At 47.2% G+C, this 14,094-nt stretch carries 13 protein-coding genes and 1 tRNA gene; 8 read left to right on the forward strand and 6 right to left on the reverse strand.

Going from position 1 to position 14,094, the window contains the following annotated elements:
• Positions 1–12: 12 nt before the first annotated feature.
• Positions 13–795 carry a 30S ribosomal protein S2 gene (gene rpsB, locus PJI16_19115; GenBank protein ID MDT3779676.1) on the reverse strand — a complete coding sequence of 261 codons (783 nt, stop codon included), beginning with the start codon at positions 793–795 and terminating at the stop codon, positions 13–15.
• Positions 796–1,207: 412 nt separating this feature from the next.
• Between rpsB and PJI16_19120 the strand changes: the two genes are divergently transcribed.
• Both PJI16_19120 and PJI16_19125 read left to right on the forward strand, forming a co-directional pair.
• Entirely contained in the window at positions 1,208–2,563 is a 1,356-nt protein-coding gene (locus PJI16_19120; protein ID MDT3779677.1) for a glutamate-5-semialdehyde dehydrogenase, read from the forward strand.
• 161 nt (positions 2,564–2,724) lie between these two features.
• Complete coding sequence (locus PJI16_19125; GenBank protein ID MDT3779678.1) at positions 2,725–4,233, forward strand: methyltransferase domain-containing protein; 1,509 nt, start codon at positions 2,725–2,727, stop codon at positions 4,231–4,233.
• 31 nt (positions 4,234–4,264) lie between these two features.
• Here the strand turns inward: PJI16_19125 and PJI16_19130 are convergent, their stop codons facing one another.
• On the reverse strand, positions 4,265–4,579 hold the full coding sequence (locus PJI16_19130; GenBank protein MDT3779679.1) for a hypothetical protein: 315 nt from the start codon (positions 4,577–4,579) through the stop codon (positions 4,265–4,267).
• Between the two features lie 373 nt (positions 4,580–4,952).
• On the opposite strand from PJI16_19130, the gene PJI16_19135 reads away from it, so the two are divergent.
• Positions 4,953–5,918, forward strand: a complete 966-nt coding sequence (locus PJI16_19135) for an ATP-binding protein (protein MDT3779680.1) — start codon at positions 4,953–4,955, stop codon at positions 5,916–5,918.
• Between the two features lie 80 nt (positions 5,919–5,998).
• Here PJI16_19135 and PJI16_19140 read toward each other — a convergent pair.
• A tRNA-Met gene (locus PJI16_19140) sits at positions 5,999–6,074 on the reverse strand.
• A 206-nt stretch (positions 6,075–6,280) separates the two neighbouring features.
• On the opposite strand from PJI16_19140, the gene PJI16_19145 reads away from it, so the two are divergent.
• A complete protein-coding gene (locus tag PJI16_19145) occupies positions 6,281–7,525 on the forward strand; it encodes an HDOD domain-containing protein (protein ID MDT3779681.1) in 1,245 nt (414 codons plus the stop codon).
• 36 nt (positions 7,526–7,561) lie between these two features.
• On the opposite strand, the gene PJI16_19150 is transcribed toward PJI16_19145, so the two are convergent.
• From PJI16_19150 to PJI16_19160, 3 genes are all read right to left on the reverse strand, one after another.
• The gene (locus PJI16_19150; GenBank protein MDT3779682.1) at positions 7,562–8,728 is read right to left on the reverse strand and encodes a hypothetical protein; all 1,167 of its coding nucleotides are present in this window, start codon (positions 8,726–8,728) and stop codon (positions 7,562–7,564) included.
• 51 nt (positions 8,729–8,779) lie between these two features.
• A complete protein-coding gene (locus tag PJI16_19155; protein MDT3779683.1) occupies positions 8,780–8,995 on the reverse strand; it encodes a hypothetical protein in 216 nt (71 codons plus the stop codon).
• Positions 8,996–9,398: 403 nt separating this feature from the next.
• Positions 9,399–10,106, reverse strand: coding sequence for a chlorite dismutase family protein (locus PJI16_19160; GenBank protein MDT3779684.1), 708 nt, complete (start codon positions 10,104–10,106; stop codon positions 9,399–9,401).
• 263 nt (positions 10,107–10,369) lie between these two features.
• Here PJI16_19160 and PJI16_19165 point away from each other — a divergent pair, with 263 nt between their 5' ends.
• From PJI16_19165 to recA, 4 genes are all read left to right on the forward strand, one after another.
• Positions 10,370–10,951 (forward strand): hypothetical protein, encoded by a 582-nt coding sequence (locus PJI16_19165; GenBank protein ID MDT3779685.1) that lies wholly within the window; start codon positions 10,370–10,372, stop codon positions 10,949–10,951.
• A 55-nt stretch (positions 10,952–11,006) separates the two neighbouring features.
• Positions 11,007–12,287, forward strand: a complete 1,281-nt coding sequence (locus tag PJI16_19170) for a CinA family nicotinamide mononucleotide deamidase-related protein (GenBank protein ID MDT3779686.1) — start codon at positions 11,007–11,009, stop codon at positions 12,285–12,287.
• Positions 12,271–12,885: an RNA 2',3'-cyclic phosphodiesterase gene (gene thpR / locus PJI16_19175; GenBank protein MDT3779687.1), complete on the forward strand. Its 615-nt coding sequence runs from the start codon at positions 12,271–12,273 to the stop codon at positions 12,883–12,885. The genes PJI16_19170 and thpR overlap by 17 nt, the downstream gene beginning before the upstream one ends.
• Positions 12,886–12,968: 83 nt before the next feature.
• Positions 12,969–14,069 carry a recombinase RecA gene (recA, locus tag PJI16_19180; protein MDT3779688.1) on the forward strand — a complete coding sequence of 367 codons (1,101 nt, stop codon included), beginning with the start codon at positions 12,969–12,971 and terminating at the stop codon, positions 14,067–14,069.
• Positions 14,070–14,094: the final 25 nt, after the last annotated feature.

The following is a 14,094-nucleotide window of genomic DNA, read 5'->3' on the forward strand; positions in this document are numbered from 1 at the left end:
AACCCGGGATCCTTAGACAGGCTGGGAATTCTGGTTTGCCGCAACTGATGGTTGACCTTGTTCAGGGTTGTCTGGAAGGAACCCCTCGCCATTTGCGACTGACTCCTGTCGCTTCCGGCGAATTTCAGTACCTTCGATGCAAGCGTCGGCAATTTGTCCCGTGAATAATTTGAGTGATCGAATAGCATCGTCATTCCCAGGAATAGGAAAGTCTACGCCTTCAGGGTCACAGTTGGTGTCCACGAGGGCAATAACCGGAATGCCAAGACGATTGGCTTCCTTGACCGTAATATGTTGGATACGGGTGTCTAAGATATAAATGCACCCAGGAATATCGTTCATGCCTTTGATGCCGCTCAAATATTTTTCAAGTTTGGCTTGCTCTTTTTTCATACGAACGATTTCTTTTTTCTTCAGTCGTTCATATGTGCCGTCGGTTTCTGCTGCTTCGAGTTTTTTTAGTTGATTGATGCTGCGACGGAGGGTCTGGAAATTCGTCAACATGCCACCCAGCCATCGCTGGTTGACAAAAAACATTCCACAACGATTGGCTTCTTCCTCCACAATGCCCATGGCTTGCCGCTTCGTCCCCACGAATAAGACGGATTCCCCTGCAGCCACCGTATCTCGGGTAAATTCGTAGGCTTTTTGGAAACATTGAAGAGAAATTTGGAGGTCAATAATATAAATGCCGTTTTTTTCCCCAAAGATATAGCGTTTCATCTTCGGGTTCCACCGATTTGTTTGATGCCCGAAGTGAACCCCAGCTTCTAATAACGATTTAATCGTGACCATAACGGACCTTCCCACCCCCTTTCAGAGATATACTGATTTAACACGAAACAGTGGATTTTTTAACGAAATTCAAAACAGTAATTTGGCTCAAATGGGACCGGCAGGAGACAATAAAGGCGGATTGTCTTATCAGGCAGGCTGTTCCAAGTGAAGAGACATTCATGCAATTTAATTGATGCTTAATAATTTTCCATTAAACCAAACGAGGTTAGCATAGGTGGAAATTCTAATTCAACCCTGATTATCTTTTAATAGGTATGCGACGGGAGCTTGGCCTTCGGCGGGCATCGTAGAATATAAGGAAGGACATGTAAAAAATCTTTTTGAATCAATGCAATTTTTGACTCCATGAGTCTTCATGGCTATAGTCAATCCGGTTTTCAAACATTTTTATGATGAAGGAGTGCGAAGGATGGTTGAAGTACCTCTGAAACTGTATGTGCAAGCGCTTCTGAAGGGAGCGAAGGAAGTTGCTCGCCCCATGGCCTGCATATCTCCTAGTGCGAAAAATCAGGCGTTACTGGCGATGGCCGAGAGTTTAGTCGATCATACTCAGGAAATTTTAGAGGCCAATGCAAAAGATTTGGCCGGCATTTCCAAGGCAACTGATCAACAAGCCCATCGTGAGGCATCAGAACGGATTCGAATTTCAGAAGACACGATTCACCTTATGCAGCAACGGCTGTTAGATTTACAGGCTCTTCCTGATCCAATCGGAGAAGTGAGTCATGCCTGGCTGACTACTGATGGCATGCAGGTTCATACGGTACGTTCCCCCCTGGGTATTGTGGCGGTGGTGTCGGATATGGGTCCTCTGGTGACAGTTGAGTCGTTTGGGATGTGCATGAAGACCAATAATGTCTGCGTTTTTCGTGGGGGAACCGAGTGGTTTCATACGAATGGTGCAATTGTTCACTATCTCCAGAAGGCTGCGGTTTCCAATGGGGTCCCCGAAGGGGGATTAACGTTTCTCGACCGGAGTTCCCCGGAGGCAGCCCTGGAAATGGTGCGATATCCTCAATACGTTCAAGCTGTGATTACCCGAGGGAGCGCTGGTTTGCGCAATGGAATCATGGAGCAGTCCAGAGTTCCGGTCATTGGCTTTGAGGGAGGTCTGTGTCATGTGTATGTTGATCAGGATGTTGATCTTCCCCTAGCACAAACGATTGCAGTCAATGCCAAACTTCAATCGCCATTCGAAGCGAATTCTATGGACACCCTTCTGGTGCATCAGGGCGTTTCTCGGCATTTATTGCCAGGATTAACACGAAGACTTCTTCAGGAATTTCGGGTGACCTTGCATGGCTGTCCTAAAACGGTTTCCATGTTGGGTGTTTTGGAAATGAGCGGGCATTTAGGGATTAAGGTGGCGGAGGAAACCGACTGGGGGAAAAAATATCAATCCTTGACCCTGAATATTAAAGTGGTGAAGGATAGTCAGGAGGCCATCGATCATATTGGGACCTATGCCCCAGGACATACGGATACGATTGTGACCCGGGATTATCAGCTGGCCATGCGCTTTGTCCGAGAGGTTGATTCGAGCGCCGTTATGGTAAATGCTTCGACCCGCCTTCATGGAGGACCTCAGTTCGGTCTTGGTCCGGATATCGGAAGTAATAGCACTCGAATGCAAGGGCGAGGTCCTCTTATTCTCTCGAAGCTCACGATTGAAAAATATATGGTATTGGGAACTGGGCAACTCCAACAGCCACACCCGGTACCTCAGGCCTACCAGGATGCGATGATGTTATCTGCCAAGTTTTAGTTGGCTTTTTGATGAAATATGCATGGCCCGGTACCGGTGTGTTGGCTATGCATATTCCCATGCCTTCGTTAGTCAAATCCCGTTGTTTGCCTTAATCGTTTTTCTCCGTTCCTCCGGTCTGCCATCGTTTCCGGTATTCAATTTTCTTTTGAGTGAATTTCTTGCTCGGGTTCATTATGGGATATGAAATAGAAGAAAATACTGAATATCATGCGGAGCTTTTCCCTTATTTGCAGTCTTGGGGATTGCGAGAATTTCGTGATGAGGCGTCATACTATGGCTGGCAACGGGAGACGCTTTCCAAAGAGGAATTGAACGATTTTCAACGATTGATCGAACATCGATACCGTGAAGAAAACGGAAAGGGCGACATTGAGTTTTATGATGGATTGGCACGTCGGGATCTTATGCCCATTTTGTATTCCCAGCGGTTGCAATATTTTTTGAGGATAGGAACCGCTGTGTGTCGCCGGATCGCACCGGCTCAACAGGTTTTGGACTATGGTTGTGGGGTTGGCATTCTAACTATATTTTTTGCCCTACAGCATCCTGACGTTGAATTTGTGGGAATCGATCGATCGCCTCGATCGATTGAAATGGCTTGTCTTGAGGCAGAAAAACGACAAATCAGAAATGTTCGCTTTGAGATCTCTCATGTGCCACCACAACAGATTTCCGGAACTTACGATCTCATTCTTTCGACGCATACGTTGTTTCAAGCGGAACGGGAGCCTGGGCTTCCAAGCCGAACCTGGGAAACGTTTCAACGTGCCAATGACCATCAACGACAGGAGCAGCTGGAAGTTCTGACGGGAGTACAGGGACGTTTGGATGCCTTGATGTTGGTATTAGGGTCGATTGGGAGAATGCTCCTTTTTGAAAAAACCTGGAATCTTGGTCGGCGTATTTTCTTTCAACGTGCGTTAGGTGCCAGAGGCTTGTTTCCCATATCTTCGCCGGTTTTCTGCCGGTATCGGTCAGTGGATGATGAGGTGACCGATGGACCCCTGTATGAGGTTGCCCGGATCACACAGGGTGTGGAGACTCTTGGATGGAATGAGGAACCATATCGGGCATCAGGTGAAACACTCTATCGGTGCATCGGGATTGCTGCCGAAAAGATGGGGCGGGTGTTGGCTACAGATCAAGTGAGTGCCAGTGTTTCGGGTGTTCACTCCAGTATGGGGTCCTGGATGTTTCGCTTCGGACTGTGGAAGGAAATCTTTGCTTGGGGTTTGTGTCAGTATTCCTCCGGTTTGACAGGCCTGGTTATTGGAGCTGGGGCGGATCGGGATCTATTACATCAATTGGTTGAAACTGTTACCTACATAACCGAGTCTGACTTTCAACAGTTGGTTCATGACTTTTGGGGCGGCATGATTCACGCTGGGGAGGATCAATCCGCGCCTTGTTACGAAAATCACCATTCCTCTGCACAAATCATCTACGAAGGACTTCCCTCCAAACACGTTCAACGGGAGTCGACTTTTCAAGATGGTGAGAGAGGGGAAATGCATATCGAGTTGGGGACCACAACCCATCTGACATATCTTTATTTCGCCAATGTTTTCGATCAACGTCAGCTTGTACTTATGGATGAAGGTCGAGCTGAGATTCTAACTGAACATTATCGAGAGTCCCTCCAGCATCGACACGGTCCACCTGCCTGAGTTCCTTCAATCCGAGTCTTCGGTTGGTTTTTTATGGAGTTTCAATAACCTGCAAGGTGCGCTGTTGCGTTTTGGCATAGCAGGCGACTGCTTCATATGTTTTCTGCTGAATGTCTGAGGGAAGGGTTGCCCAATCGGAAGTGAGGCCAACCGTAAGTATGCGGCCATTATCTCTTATTCCCTTAATTCTTCCTATCTGTAAATAATCAAGGAGGACGTCTCCATTGACTTCCCCTGAACAGGCTTGGGCTGTGAAAGTGGTGTTTGTGTTCCGATTCCCATACTCGATTGAGATGGTTACCGACCAGAAAAGAAGGCTTAAGAAGAAAATTATGGCTAATCGCATCTCACTATATCCCAACACTGTGAGGAGTCTGTCTGACAGATTCCTACAGGTAAATACCTCAGAGGGAGGAGGAGAGGAGTCACGAATTGACAGCGCGCCGGGCTCTGTCGAAGGAGATGGGATTGGAGGAGATCACTAGAGCAGAAAGCCTAAATCAAGGTTATTCAAGAATGGTTTTCTTAAGATGGTCTGGGAAATTTCCGACAAGAAGAGCGAGGCTGTGAAATGCATTCGCTAATGGTTTTATTGACTGCCTTAATCTGTTCTGTAGCCGAGAATATTGGGGGTGACCAAACACGATAGAGGGAGGGTCAACCCGCTTTAGGTGAAGAAGGAAGGTCTATGTATTACGGGGGAAGGATGTCTTAGCTAGATGAATGGTGAGACACTTTTGTTTTGGGTGTTGCTCGCAACCTGTCTGACGCATTGGTTGACGGTTGTTTTGCTTCTTCGTCGTGTACGTTCGACTGAAAATACCCTGGTATGGAATCTCTTAAGTGTGGCAGTTGGGCTCCTGGCTATTCAGAAGACTTATGGGATAACCATTCCCTCCCTTGAACTGAATCCTCCTCCAGTGAATTTTGTGAGTACATGGCTGGGTTTTGTTGTCGCCGGATTATTGTTAGCTGGAATCATGCGGTTGGGCCCATTTTTGCACCTTCTTAAACGCAATAAGGAGCTATTAGCCGTCATTGAGGAACGAAATGTCATTATTCTGCACTTTTATGAACGTATCGCCCGCGCCTTGCAAAAAATTCAAATGGCTATGGAGGTAGGGCGTCCCACCAACTGCATTATTGATCAAGTGGCCGAAATGTCAGAGATGCTCAAGGGGTTTTTGGAAAATCTCAAGGCCGGAGTTCTGTTGGGGAATAAATTCGAGGTGGCACTCAAGACACTGGTAGAAGATTTGAGTCAGGAAGCTTCATTCCCGATACTGGTCAATGTCGATCCCTCTTGTGAGGATCAACTGTCACGCGAGCAGGGTGCTCAGCTGCTACATATTGTACGAGAGGCCGTTCTAAATAGCATACAATATTCGCACGCGAAGAAGGGACAGGTGTCTGCGAAGATGACGGCTACAGACACGGTTGTGGAGGTGTCAGATAATGGGAAGGGTTTTGAAGTTGATCTTGTCCGGGCTCAAGGACATGGATTAGGAAATATGGTCAATCGGGCAAAGAAGATAGGGGCTCGTTTGAAAATCCACAGTCAACCGTCTAAAGGAACTTCGGTATTCATTGAAGTTCCATTAAATGAAGCGCCGGCTGAGAATCGTCATTCGGCATCAACCGTAGATTCCTCATCGAATGCGACCCAACGCGCTCCGGTCGGATAACTTTTGTGTCCTAATGTGTCCCAACGGGGAAGCGTCGGCTGTTTCCTGGGATCAAGGGAGAGGAAGGGAAATAAGAAACTTGGTGGCGGTGGAGGGATTTGAACCCCCGGCCCGCGGCTTATGAGTCCGCTGCTCTACCACCTGAGCTACACCGCCGTATTTCACCAAGAACGAAAAGATCTATACCATAGCTGAAGAACTTTGGACAATTCTTTTTCTGGGAATGATAAAAATTTTTGGCTGAATTTTTTAGTGGTGGTGTGCAGGATTCAGTGTAGCACCTCCTTTACTTATTCGTTTGAGGACCTGGTTATCGTGGGGATACCTCTAAAGTTGGTGATTTTTAACCTTGAAAGGTTGTTATGACTTTAACGGCTGCTCCAAACATCAAGCACTCCGTTCTGGTTGGGCGACAGGCCATTTTTGATCGTGAAAAAGGTGTTTTTGGCTATGAGCTCTTATATCGAGATGGTGAAGCCAATAGTGCACAAGTGATTGACGGGGATGAGGCTACCGCCAGGGTCATGGTGAATACGTTTTTAGAGATGGGAATTGACCAGATTGCTGGAACGGGTCAGGCGTTCATCAATCTGACAGCGAATTTCTTTTTAAGTCAAAATTATGAAGTCCTGCCAAAGAATAATGTGGTTCTCGAGGTATTGGAGTCCATTGAGCCAACGCCCCTCGTCCTCCAATCTCTTGTCAGGGCTAGGCAACTTGGGTATAAAATCGCGCTGGATGATTTTATCGTGCGGGATTCTCACCGAGCATTATTAGAAGTTACTGACTTTGTGAAAGTGGATATTTTGGCCTTAACGAGTGAACAGCTTCTGGAGCAAATTGATGTGTTGAAGCAATATCCCGTTCGATTGCTTGCAGAAAAAGTTGAAAATCAAGAGGTGTATACGTTCTGTTATGAACAGGGATTTGAATATTTTCAAGGATACTTCTTTTGTAAACCGCAGATCATGGAGGGAGTCAAGCTTTCCGGAAATCGTATGGCGATCGTGCTGTTATTGGCCAAATTGCAAGATCCCGATATTAAAATGGAAGATCTTGAGGCGTTGGTTGAAAATGATCTGTCGCTGAGTCTCAAGCTCCTTCGTTTTGTGAATTCTGCATCTGTGGGCCTTCCCCGAGTAGTCAATTCAATTGGACAAGCCGTTGGGATGGTAGGGACCGAACGTATGCGGCAATGGGCCTCCTTGCTTGTGCTGGCTAATACCGGCGGAAAGCCAAGCGAACTGATGCGCATTGCGCTGATCCGGGGACGAATGTGTCAAGGGTTGAGCCGGCTACAAGGGGAGTCCACAAGCCAAGGCTTTACCATTGGCCTATTTTCTGTATTGGATGCCTACTTTGATTGTGAAATGAAACAACTTCTTGCAGGTCTTCCTCTTGCGTCTGAAGTTCTGCTTGCTCTGACCGAACGGCAGGGATGCTTTGGAGAAATTTTAACCTGCGTGATGTCTTACGAACGAGGAGATTGGGATCAGATTGAGGATAGTCGATTTGAGCCCCACGTAATACGCCATGAGTATTTTCTCAGTACCGAATGGGCCAATGATGTTATGAAAGCGACTTTAGGGGCGGGGGACGGTACCTAGCGGGAAAGGATACGGGGAAAGGCTTGAAGGCCAGAATTATCCCCTTCGTTTATCGTCCTGTTCTCCTGCAAAATAATTCAAGACACCGACACCCTTTTCACTAAGCTCAATAGGTTTATCATCGGATTCGGGGGCCAGTTGATCATCAGGGAGTTGGGGGTAAATTTTAACACGTAAGCTTTCTTCCAATCCTTCATCTGAAAAATCCATATCATTGAGCAGAGCGTTTAATCGTTGGAAAGCTAAAATGGAACGGGCTTGGGAAAGCCATGTTCCGGAAAATTCCGTATCATTTACTTTGGTAATACTTGTCCAAAACTTGGATTCTTCAGGCTCTGACATACTTCCCTCGACAAATGCTCGCAATTGATCAAGCAACGCTTCCTCTGTTTTTCCCAAGCCATCGTATTCAACCATTGACTTTTCAAAGGGACGCTGGGACAAGAAGTCAAGGGCTTCTTTCCATAGGTTTATGGGTTGCAACGGCTCATCCGGCGCTGAGTGTTTGTCCTGATGCTTTTGTAATTCAGTCAGAAACTGTTGAAGGGCTTTGACCTTTCTGGCAACGAGACTCCCTAACGGAATTCCCCATATATGGGCAATTTCGTGATCCTGCAATGGGGAATTTCCTGAAACGATGAAATCATTTTGAGCAAATTTCAGGCGACGTCTGAATATCCCACGTCGTCGCAATAAAGACTGGTATTCCAGGACCAGTCGTTGTGCCTGATACTCCTTTGTGGACAGTTCCTGATTATCCCATCCACGATCTAATTTTCGGAGTTCCTGGCGAAGTAGGATCGAGGGTGCTTGGGTTTTAGCATCCTGCAAGCCATTCTGAGTCAATCCAAATTCTGATGTGAGTAACCGCTCTGCAATCTGAATGGTTTTATCAAGGATTTTTAATTCTTGAGTCAGGAATTCTATGTGCATTCCTGGGCGCTCACGTTTTTGCCGGTAGTAATCCCTGTACTGGTTCGCACGTGATGTGATATTTCGTTCGGCTTCCAGGGAGAGCGGGTTCCCTTTTGGCTGGTTGCCTGCCTGAAAGCGGGAATCGGGTTGATCGTTGACCATATAGGCGATGGATTCAGGACTCAGGTCCAGGTACTGCAACAAAAGAAGTTGCAGCATGGTGCGGCCTTGAGTTGAAAGTGTCTGAATGGCTGACTCGATATGTTCAAAACGTAGAGTTGTAGGCATAAGCATTAATGAACTCAAGTGCAAGAGTTCGGATTTTTCACCTTAAAAGTTTTATGGAGTGCCATTATCAAGAGATTCGAGACATGTGGCTGCGTATTCCCTTAGTTGCTGTACCGTTCCGTTGGCATAGAGTTCTCTGGGGATTTCAATTTTGACCAATTGCGATGGATCAACCCCCCGTTCTGCCGCCCAATCTTCGTCAATAAATAAGGTCACTGCGCCATCTTTGTCTCGGCGCACGAAAAGAACATCTTTTTCCCCTTCCATTCTGACTCTCCAAAAATGAAAATTAGGCTTTGGTTTTCTTGATAACACACCGCTTTGAGACCTGTCAAAATGGGGTCGTGGGCCTAACCAATAATTTCTAAAATCCAAGAAACTTTTAAATTGTTGGATGTCGCAGGTAAGAGGATAAGATAGGTGAAAAAACCAGGTTGCGTGTAGTAGAAATTCCCTAGCAAACGGTGTTTGTCATGAACCATCAAATGACCGAATGCTCCGTCCTCCTGTTTTTCTGTCTAGCAGTGATAATTTACGTCATCAGATTAGGGGACGTATATTGGGAAGCATTTACAGGTACCCTTCGGTAAGGGTACCTGTTTGAAAGAGTTATCCTGGGGTAGTGCCGAGTGGCTGTTCGAACATGCGGTTCGAGATTGATTGAGATAGGTTACCCGCCCACGGTTTCGACAACTTCTTTAAGACTTTTCATTATACAAGTGAAAATTGGGATGTCACGTTTGACGTAACGGCTGCCTTCGGTAGAGCGTAATTCCATGACGAGGTCCAGAAAGTCCTGGGGAGAGTCGGTTTCAAAGGCCACCACAAATTCCTGGTCATCCAAACCAAACGAATAGGTGGTATTGAGTTTGACCGAGGGGTACTTGTGCCCAATAGCAATATGTTCATCCATCATGCCTTGGCGGGCAGCTTTGGTGAGCAGATACCACTCTCTGGTTTTTTCAAATGGATACACAAAGATATATTTCGCACGGCCGGGAGAAATTTTCAATCTTCGACTTTCCTGGCCCTCATGCACATGATGGTCTACGTATATGGATCGTTTCGTCATGGAAAGATAGGAATACGGGGTAGTAAGGTATTGCCCCAATCCTGTAGCCAAGAGTTTTGAACTCATTTCTTGAAACATTTCCAGGTCATAGCTAATTCGCCACAACAGAAAGTCGCAATCGCCTCGAATGCCTGTTGTGGTGTAAGGCACGACAATGACTTTACCAGTATATTCTTCCGCTGCGCGGACAAATTCTTGTTTGCCCTGGTCCCGCACCTCTTTGGGAAGACGTCTCCATAAAGGGTCGACTTTATAGAAAGCAAAATTGACAAATTGTTGTTTGGCAGCCTCTTCGGCACCGGCCATATTCATACCTCCCCTGAAATGAAAACACGTGTTTTTTTAATCACTTAAAAAAATAGGTCTTAACATCGCTACCGCAATATTGTCAATGCGCACGTTGCGTGATGCCTGTTAAGATCCTTTTGGACACGGAGGAGTGCGGAGTAGGGCCTTAGTCCGAAGGGAGCAACATTTGTAGTTCATGGTTATTGATGCCAATCTTGTTATTTCAACTATTCCTCAAACCTGTGGGGACTATGGGTAGATCGATAAGATGTGCCGGTTTTTTGATGCTTTTTGAGGTGGGATTGGTCATTTTAGCTTCCTCTCCGGTGTGGGGCATTGTTTCAGATCCCTCGCAATCCCAAATTCTTGAAGCCGTTCATATTGGTCAAGAGGGAGCAAGTAGTCGAACTCCACCCAATATATTGTATCGGCATTTCGGTGGGTCTTCTTCTGATGTTCCTCAGGCCCAGGGATTTCTTATGACAAAATTAAATGGAATTGCGGTGTTGTCCTGTCATTTTGCTCTTCGAGGAGAAAATCCCGGCTCAGAGGATATTCAACGAGTCCTGGACGAAAAAGCCTTGCAAGTCGTGGTGGCAATTTTCGGGGATTCACCGACGTTTGCCAATAACAGCTATCTTTTGCTCAAACAAGAAAATCGGTTGATCAAGCCTGATCATATTCGGTTTGATGCCAGAGCTTCCCAGATCAGCCAAAGCCAAGAACTTCCCATATTTCGTGCAAAGATTGTGGCGTCCTTTAACTATGATGCTTTTGATGCCCTGGCTCATACCACTATCAAGGTTTTTCCTGGAGCGGGAGGCGAAGTGACCTTTGATCTAGATTTTGCTGACATTCCTTGAGGGTCATTGGATAAATAAACAACCGATTGATGCCATCTGACTGAATCCCTTGAACATGAAGCTTTTTCATGCCGAAATCATTGCCGTGGGCTCGGAATTGCTTCTGGGCGGGCGAATCGATAGTAATTCGGTATTTGTTGGACATCTTCTCGCGGAATGTGGGATTGAGGTTCGGAAAAAGATCTCTGTTGGTGATCAGAAAGGTGAGATTCAAGAAGCCCTTCGTGGGGCACTGAAGCGCGCTCATGTAATTGTCTTGACCGGTGGACTCGGTTCAACACTCGATGATTGTACCCGAGAGGCTGTAGCCGAAACCTTTCGATGTCCATTGATTAAACGCAAAAGAGCGTATGACAATCTCAAAGCGTGCTATCGACGATTTGGAAGACCGGTCACGCCAATATTGGCCAAACAGGCGTTTCTTCCTTCCGGAGCCACGATGTTGGCCAATACCGTGGGCACGGCATCAGGTTTTTTAATGCGCCAGGGGCAAACGGTCATTGTGGTGTTACCAGGTGTTCCTCGCGAAGCCAAAGTTATGATGATTGATCAGGTTCAACCGATACTCAGGAAGATTTTTAAGAGCAAAAGACACTATTGGTTGCATACCTTTCATACCTTTGGATTACCGGAAACCGATGTCCAAAAGGCATTGAGTGCTGTTTTGAGGGAAGATGGACCTATCCAATTTGGCCTCCTGGCCTCGCCCAGGGGAGTGACGGTGACGGTGAGTTGTTGGATGGTCAGCGACTCCCAATCTTTTGCGAAGGAAAGGTCCCCCTTCTTTCCGGAATGGGCTGACCTAGTCCGTCAGGTACGTGAATGTATAGGACCATGGCTCTTTGCGGAAGGTGAACGCACCATGGAGGAAATCGTCGGAGAAGCTCTGCGAGGTCTTTCCTGGACGGTTGCGGTCGCCGAATCCTGTACCGGAGGGTTAGTAGCTCATCGCCTAACCGGCGTACCTGGAAGTTCGCTGTATGTGGATAGGGGAGTCGTGTCCTACAGTAATGAAGCGAAACAAGAACTTGTGGGGGTTCCTGCATCGACCCTTCGGCGGTATGGGGCGGTGAGCTCGCAGGTAGCCTTGGCTATGGCCAAAGGAATACGAAGGCGAAGCCGAGTCAATGTAGGGGTGGGGGTCACAGGAATTGCCGGTCCTGATGGAGGTAGCCTAGACAAACCAGTGGGTCTGGTATATGGCGCGATTGATGGTCCGCAAGGTCCGCGGTGGTATCGTTGGCAGTTTCATGGGGACCGCGCGGAAATTACACTGAAGACATCTCAGGCTGTTTTGGATTTAATTCGTCGATATGCTAATGAAGCTTCATTCTAACCGGAATAGTCTGAGAGTTTTTCTTGCGGTGGAACTCTCCTTGGACCTGTGCCGGAAAGTGAGTGAGTTTCAACAACAGCTTCAGAACTTCTTGCCCCATGTCAATTGGGTTCGCCCTGAATCGATTCATCTCACCCTGAAATTTCTTGGTAATGTTGACGCTAGCATGGTGGACCAGGTTTTGACCGCTCTTGAGCCCATCGGAAAAAGTCAGCCGCCTTTCACATTAGAGATTCAGGGCCTGGGGGTTTTTCCACACGTTCGACGTCCACGGATATTGTGGATTGGATGCACGGGAGACATTCCTGCCTTGCTTAATCTTGTTTCCGGGGTCGAGGGCGCGTTGGACCCGTTAGACTTTCCCTCCGAGGAGAAGCCCTATGTTCCTCATTTGACCCTGGCCAGGATTAAACATGACAATTCTCAGGTGGGTAAGGTACTGACTCATTCGGGCTTGTTGGAACAACCTCAGAATCTTGGGATATTACCTGTTGCCCGGATCACTCTTTTTCGCAGTAATGTGACCACGATCGGTGTGGAATATATTCCTCTGTGGGCGGTGCCATTAAATGAGGCAGTATCAAATTTCTCAAGTTAAGATAGCCATTTACCTGTTAGAGAGGGTGGGGTAAGATAGCCGCCACTTTGCACGACCAGGGATATTGAACAAAAGGACACCTAATGGCAGAACGCGTAACTCCTCAAAAAGAAACACAAAAAGACGGAAAAAAACGAGCATTGGATTTAGCTCTGACCCAAATTGAAAAGCAATTTGGCAAAGGGGCGATCATGAAGCTAGGGACGGACAACGTTCCTCATGATATTCCTGTTATTTCTACAGGGTCTCTTGGGCTTGATATGGCGCTGGGAATCGGTGGGTTGCCACGAGGTCGCGTCATTGAGGTGTTCGGGCCGGAATCGTCCGGGAAAACCACGCTGTGCTTGCATGCGATTGCCGAAGCTCAGAAGGCCGGAGGGGCGGCCGCCTTTGTTGATGCTGAGCATGCGTTGGATATTTCCTATGCCAGAAAGCTGGGTGTGCAGACGGATGATCTGCTGGTGGCCCAGCCGGATACGGGTGAGCAGGCTTTGGAAATCACCGAAACGTTGGTTCGAAGCGGAGCGTTAGATATCATTGTCGTGGATTCAGTTGCAGCCCTGGTTCCTCGTGCCGAAATTGAAGGGGAGATGGGCGATTCCCATATGGGGCTTCAGGCGAGATTGATGTCACAGGCCTTGAGAAAATTAACCGGGGCCATTTCAAAATCTCAAGCGTCGGTAGTGTTTATCAATCAGATTCGTATGAAAATTGGGGTGATGTTTGGTAGCCCTGAGACCACGACCGGCGGCAACGCGTTGAAGTTTTATTCTTCAGTGCGGTTGGATATTCGCCGGATTGAATCGATTAAAGATGGTCAGGATGTGATGGGGAGTCGGGTACGAGTGAAAGTGGTTAAAAATAAAATGGCCCCACCCTTCAAGCAAGCCGAATTTGATGTCATGTTTGCGGAAGGTATCTCTAAAGTTGGGGAATTAGTGGATTTAGGCGTTGAGCGTCGAATCGTGGATAAAGCCGGAGCCTGGTATTCGTATAAGGAGGAACGGTTGGGGCAGGGCCGGGAGGCGGTCAAAACATTTTTGAAAAGTAATCCGGATATTGCCAAGGATATCGACACGCAATTACGAAACAGCTATGGCCTCTCCGTGGAGGCTCAACAAAAAGAGGAATCATCTCCCCCTGCCAGTTCTAGTGGAAAAAAATCAACAGGGGATCGTGACTGATCTGGCCGAGTGGCACATTCATCTT

It is taken from the genome of Nitrospira sp. MA-1 (assembly GCA_032139905.1).
Classification (GTDB): Bacteria; Nitrospirota; Nitrospiria; order Nitrospirales; family UBA8639; genus Nitrospira_E.

Excerpts from the sequence above, each read along its gene's own strand:
- PJI16_19130 (MDT3779679.1), bottom strand. The coding sequence starts at position 4,579 with ATGCGATTAGCCATAATTTTCTTCTTAAGCCTTCTTTTCTGGTCGGTA.
- PJI16_19170 (MDT3779686.1), top strand. The coding sequence starts at position 11,007 with ATGAAGCTTTTTCATGCCGAAATCATTGCCGTGGGCTCGGAATTGCTT.
- PJI16_19150 (MDT3779682.1), bottom strand. The coding sequence starts at position 8,728 with ATGCCTACAACTCTACGTTTTGAACATATCGAGTCAGCCATTCAGACA.
- rpsB (MDT3779676.1), bottom strand. The coding sequence starts at position 795 with ATGGTCACGATTAAATCGTTATTAGAAGCTGGGGTTCACTTCGGGCAT.
- thpR (MDT3779687.1), top strand. The coding sequence starts at position 12,271 with ATGAAGCTTCATTCTAACCGGAATAGTCTGAGAGTTTTTCTTGCGGTG.
- PJI16_19135 (MDT3779680.1), top strand. The coding sequence starts at position 4,953 with ATGAATGGTGAGACACTTTTGTTTTGGGTGTTGCTCGCAACCTGTCTG.
- recA (MDT3779688.1), top strand. The coding sequence starts at position 12,969 with ATGGCAGAACGCGTAACTCCTCAAAAAGAAACACAAAAAGACGGAAAA.
- PJI16_19160 (MDT3779684.1), bottom strand. The coding sequence starts at position 10,106 with ATGGCCGGTGCCGAAGAGGCTGCCAAACAACAATTTGTCAATTTTGCT.
- PJI16_19145 (MDT3779681.1), top strand. The coding sequence starts at position 6,281 with ATGACTTTAACGGCTGCTCCAAACATCAAGCACTCCGTTCTGGTTGGG.
- PJI16_19155 (MDT3779683.1), bottom strand. The coding sequence starts at position 8,995 with ATGGAAGGGGAAAAAGATGTTCTTTTCGTGCGCCGAGACAAAGATGGC.
- PJI16_19120 (MDT3779677.1), top strand. The coding sequence starts at position 1,208 with ATGGTTGAAGTACCTCTGAAACTGTATGTGCAAGCGCTTCTGAAGGGA.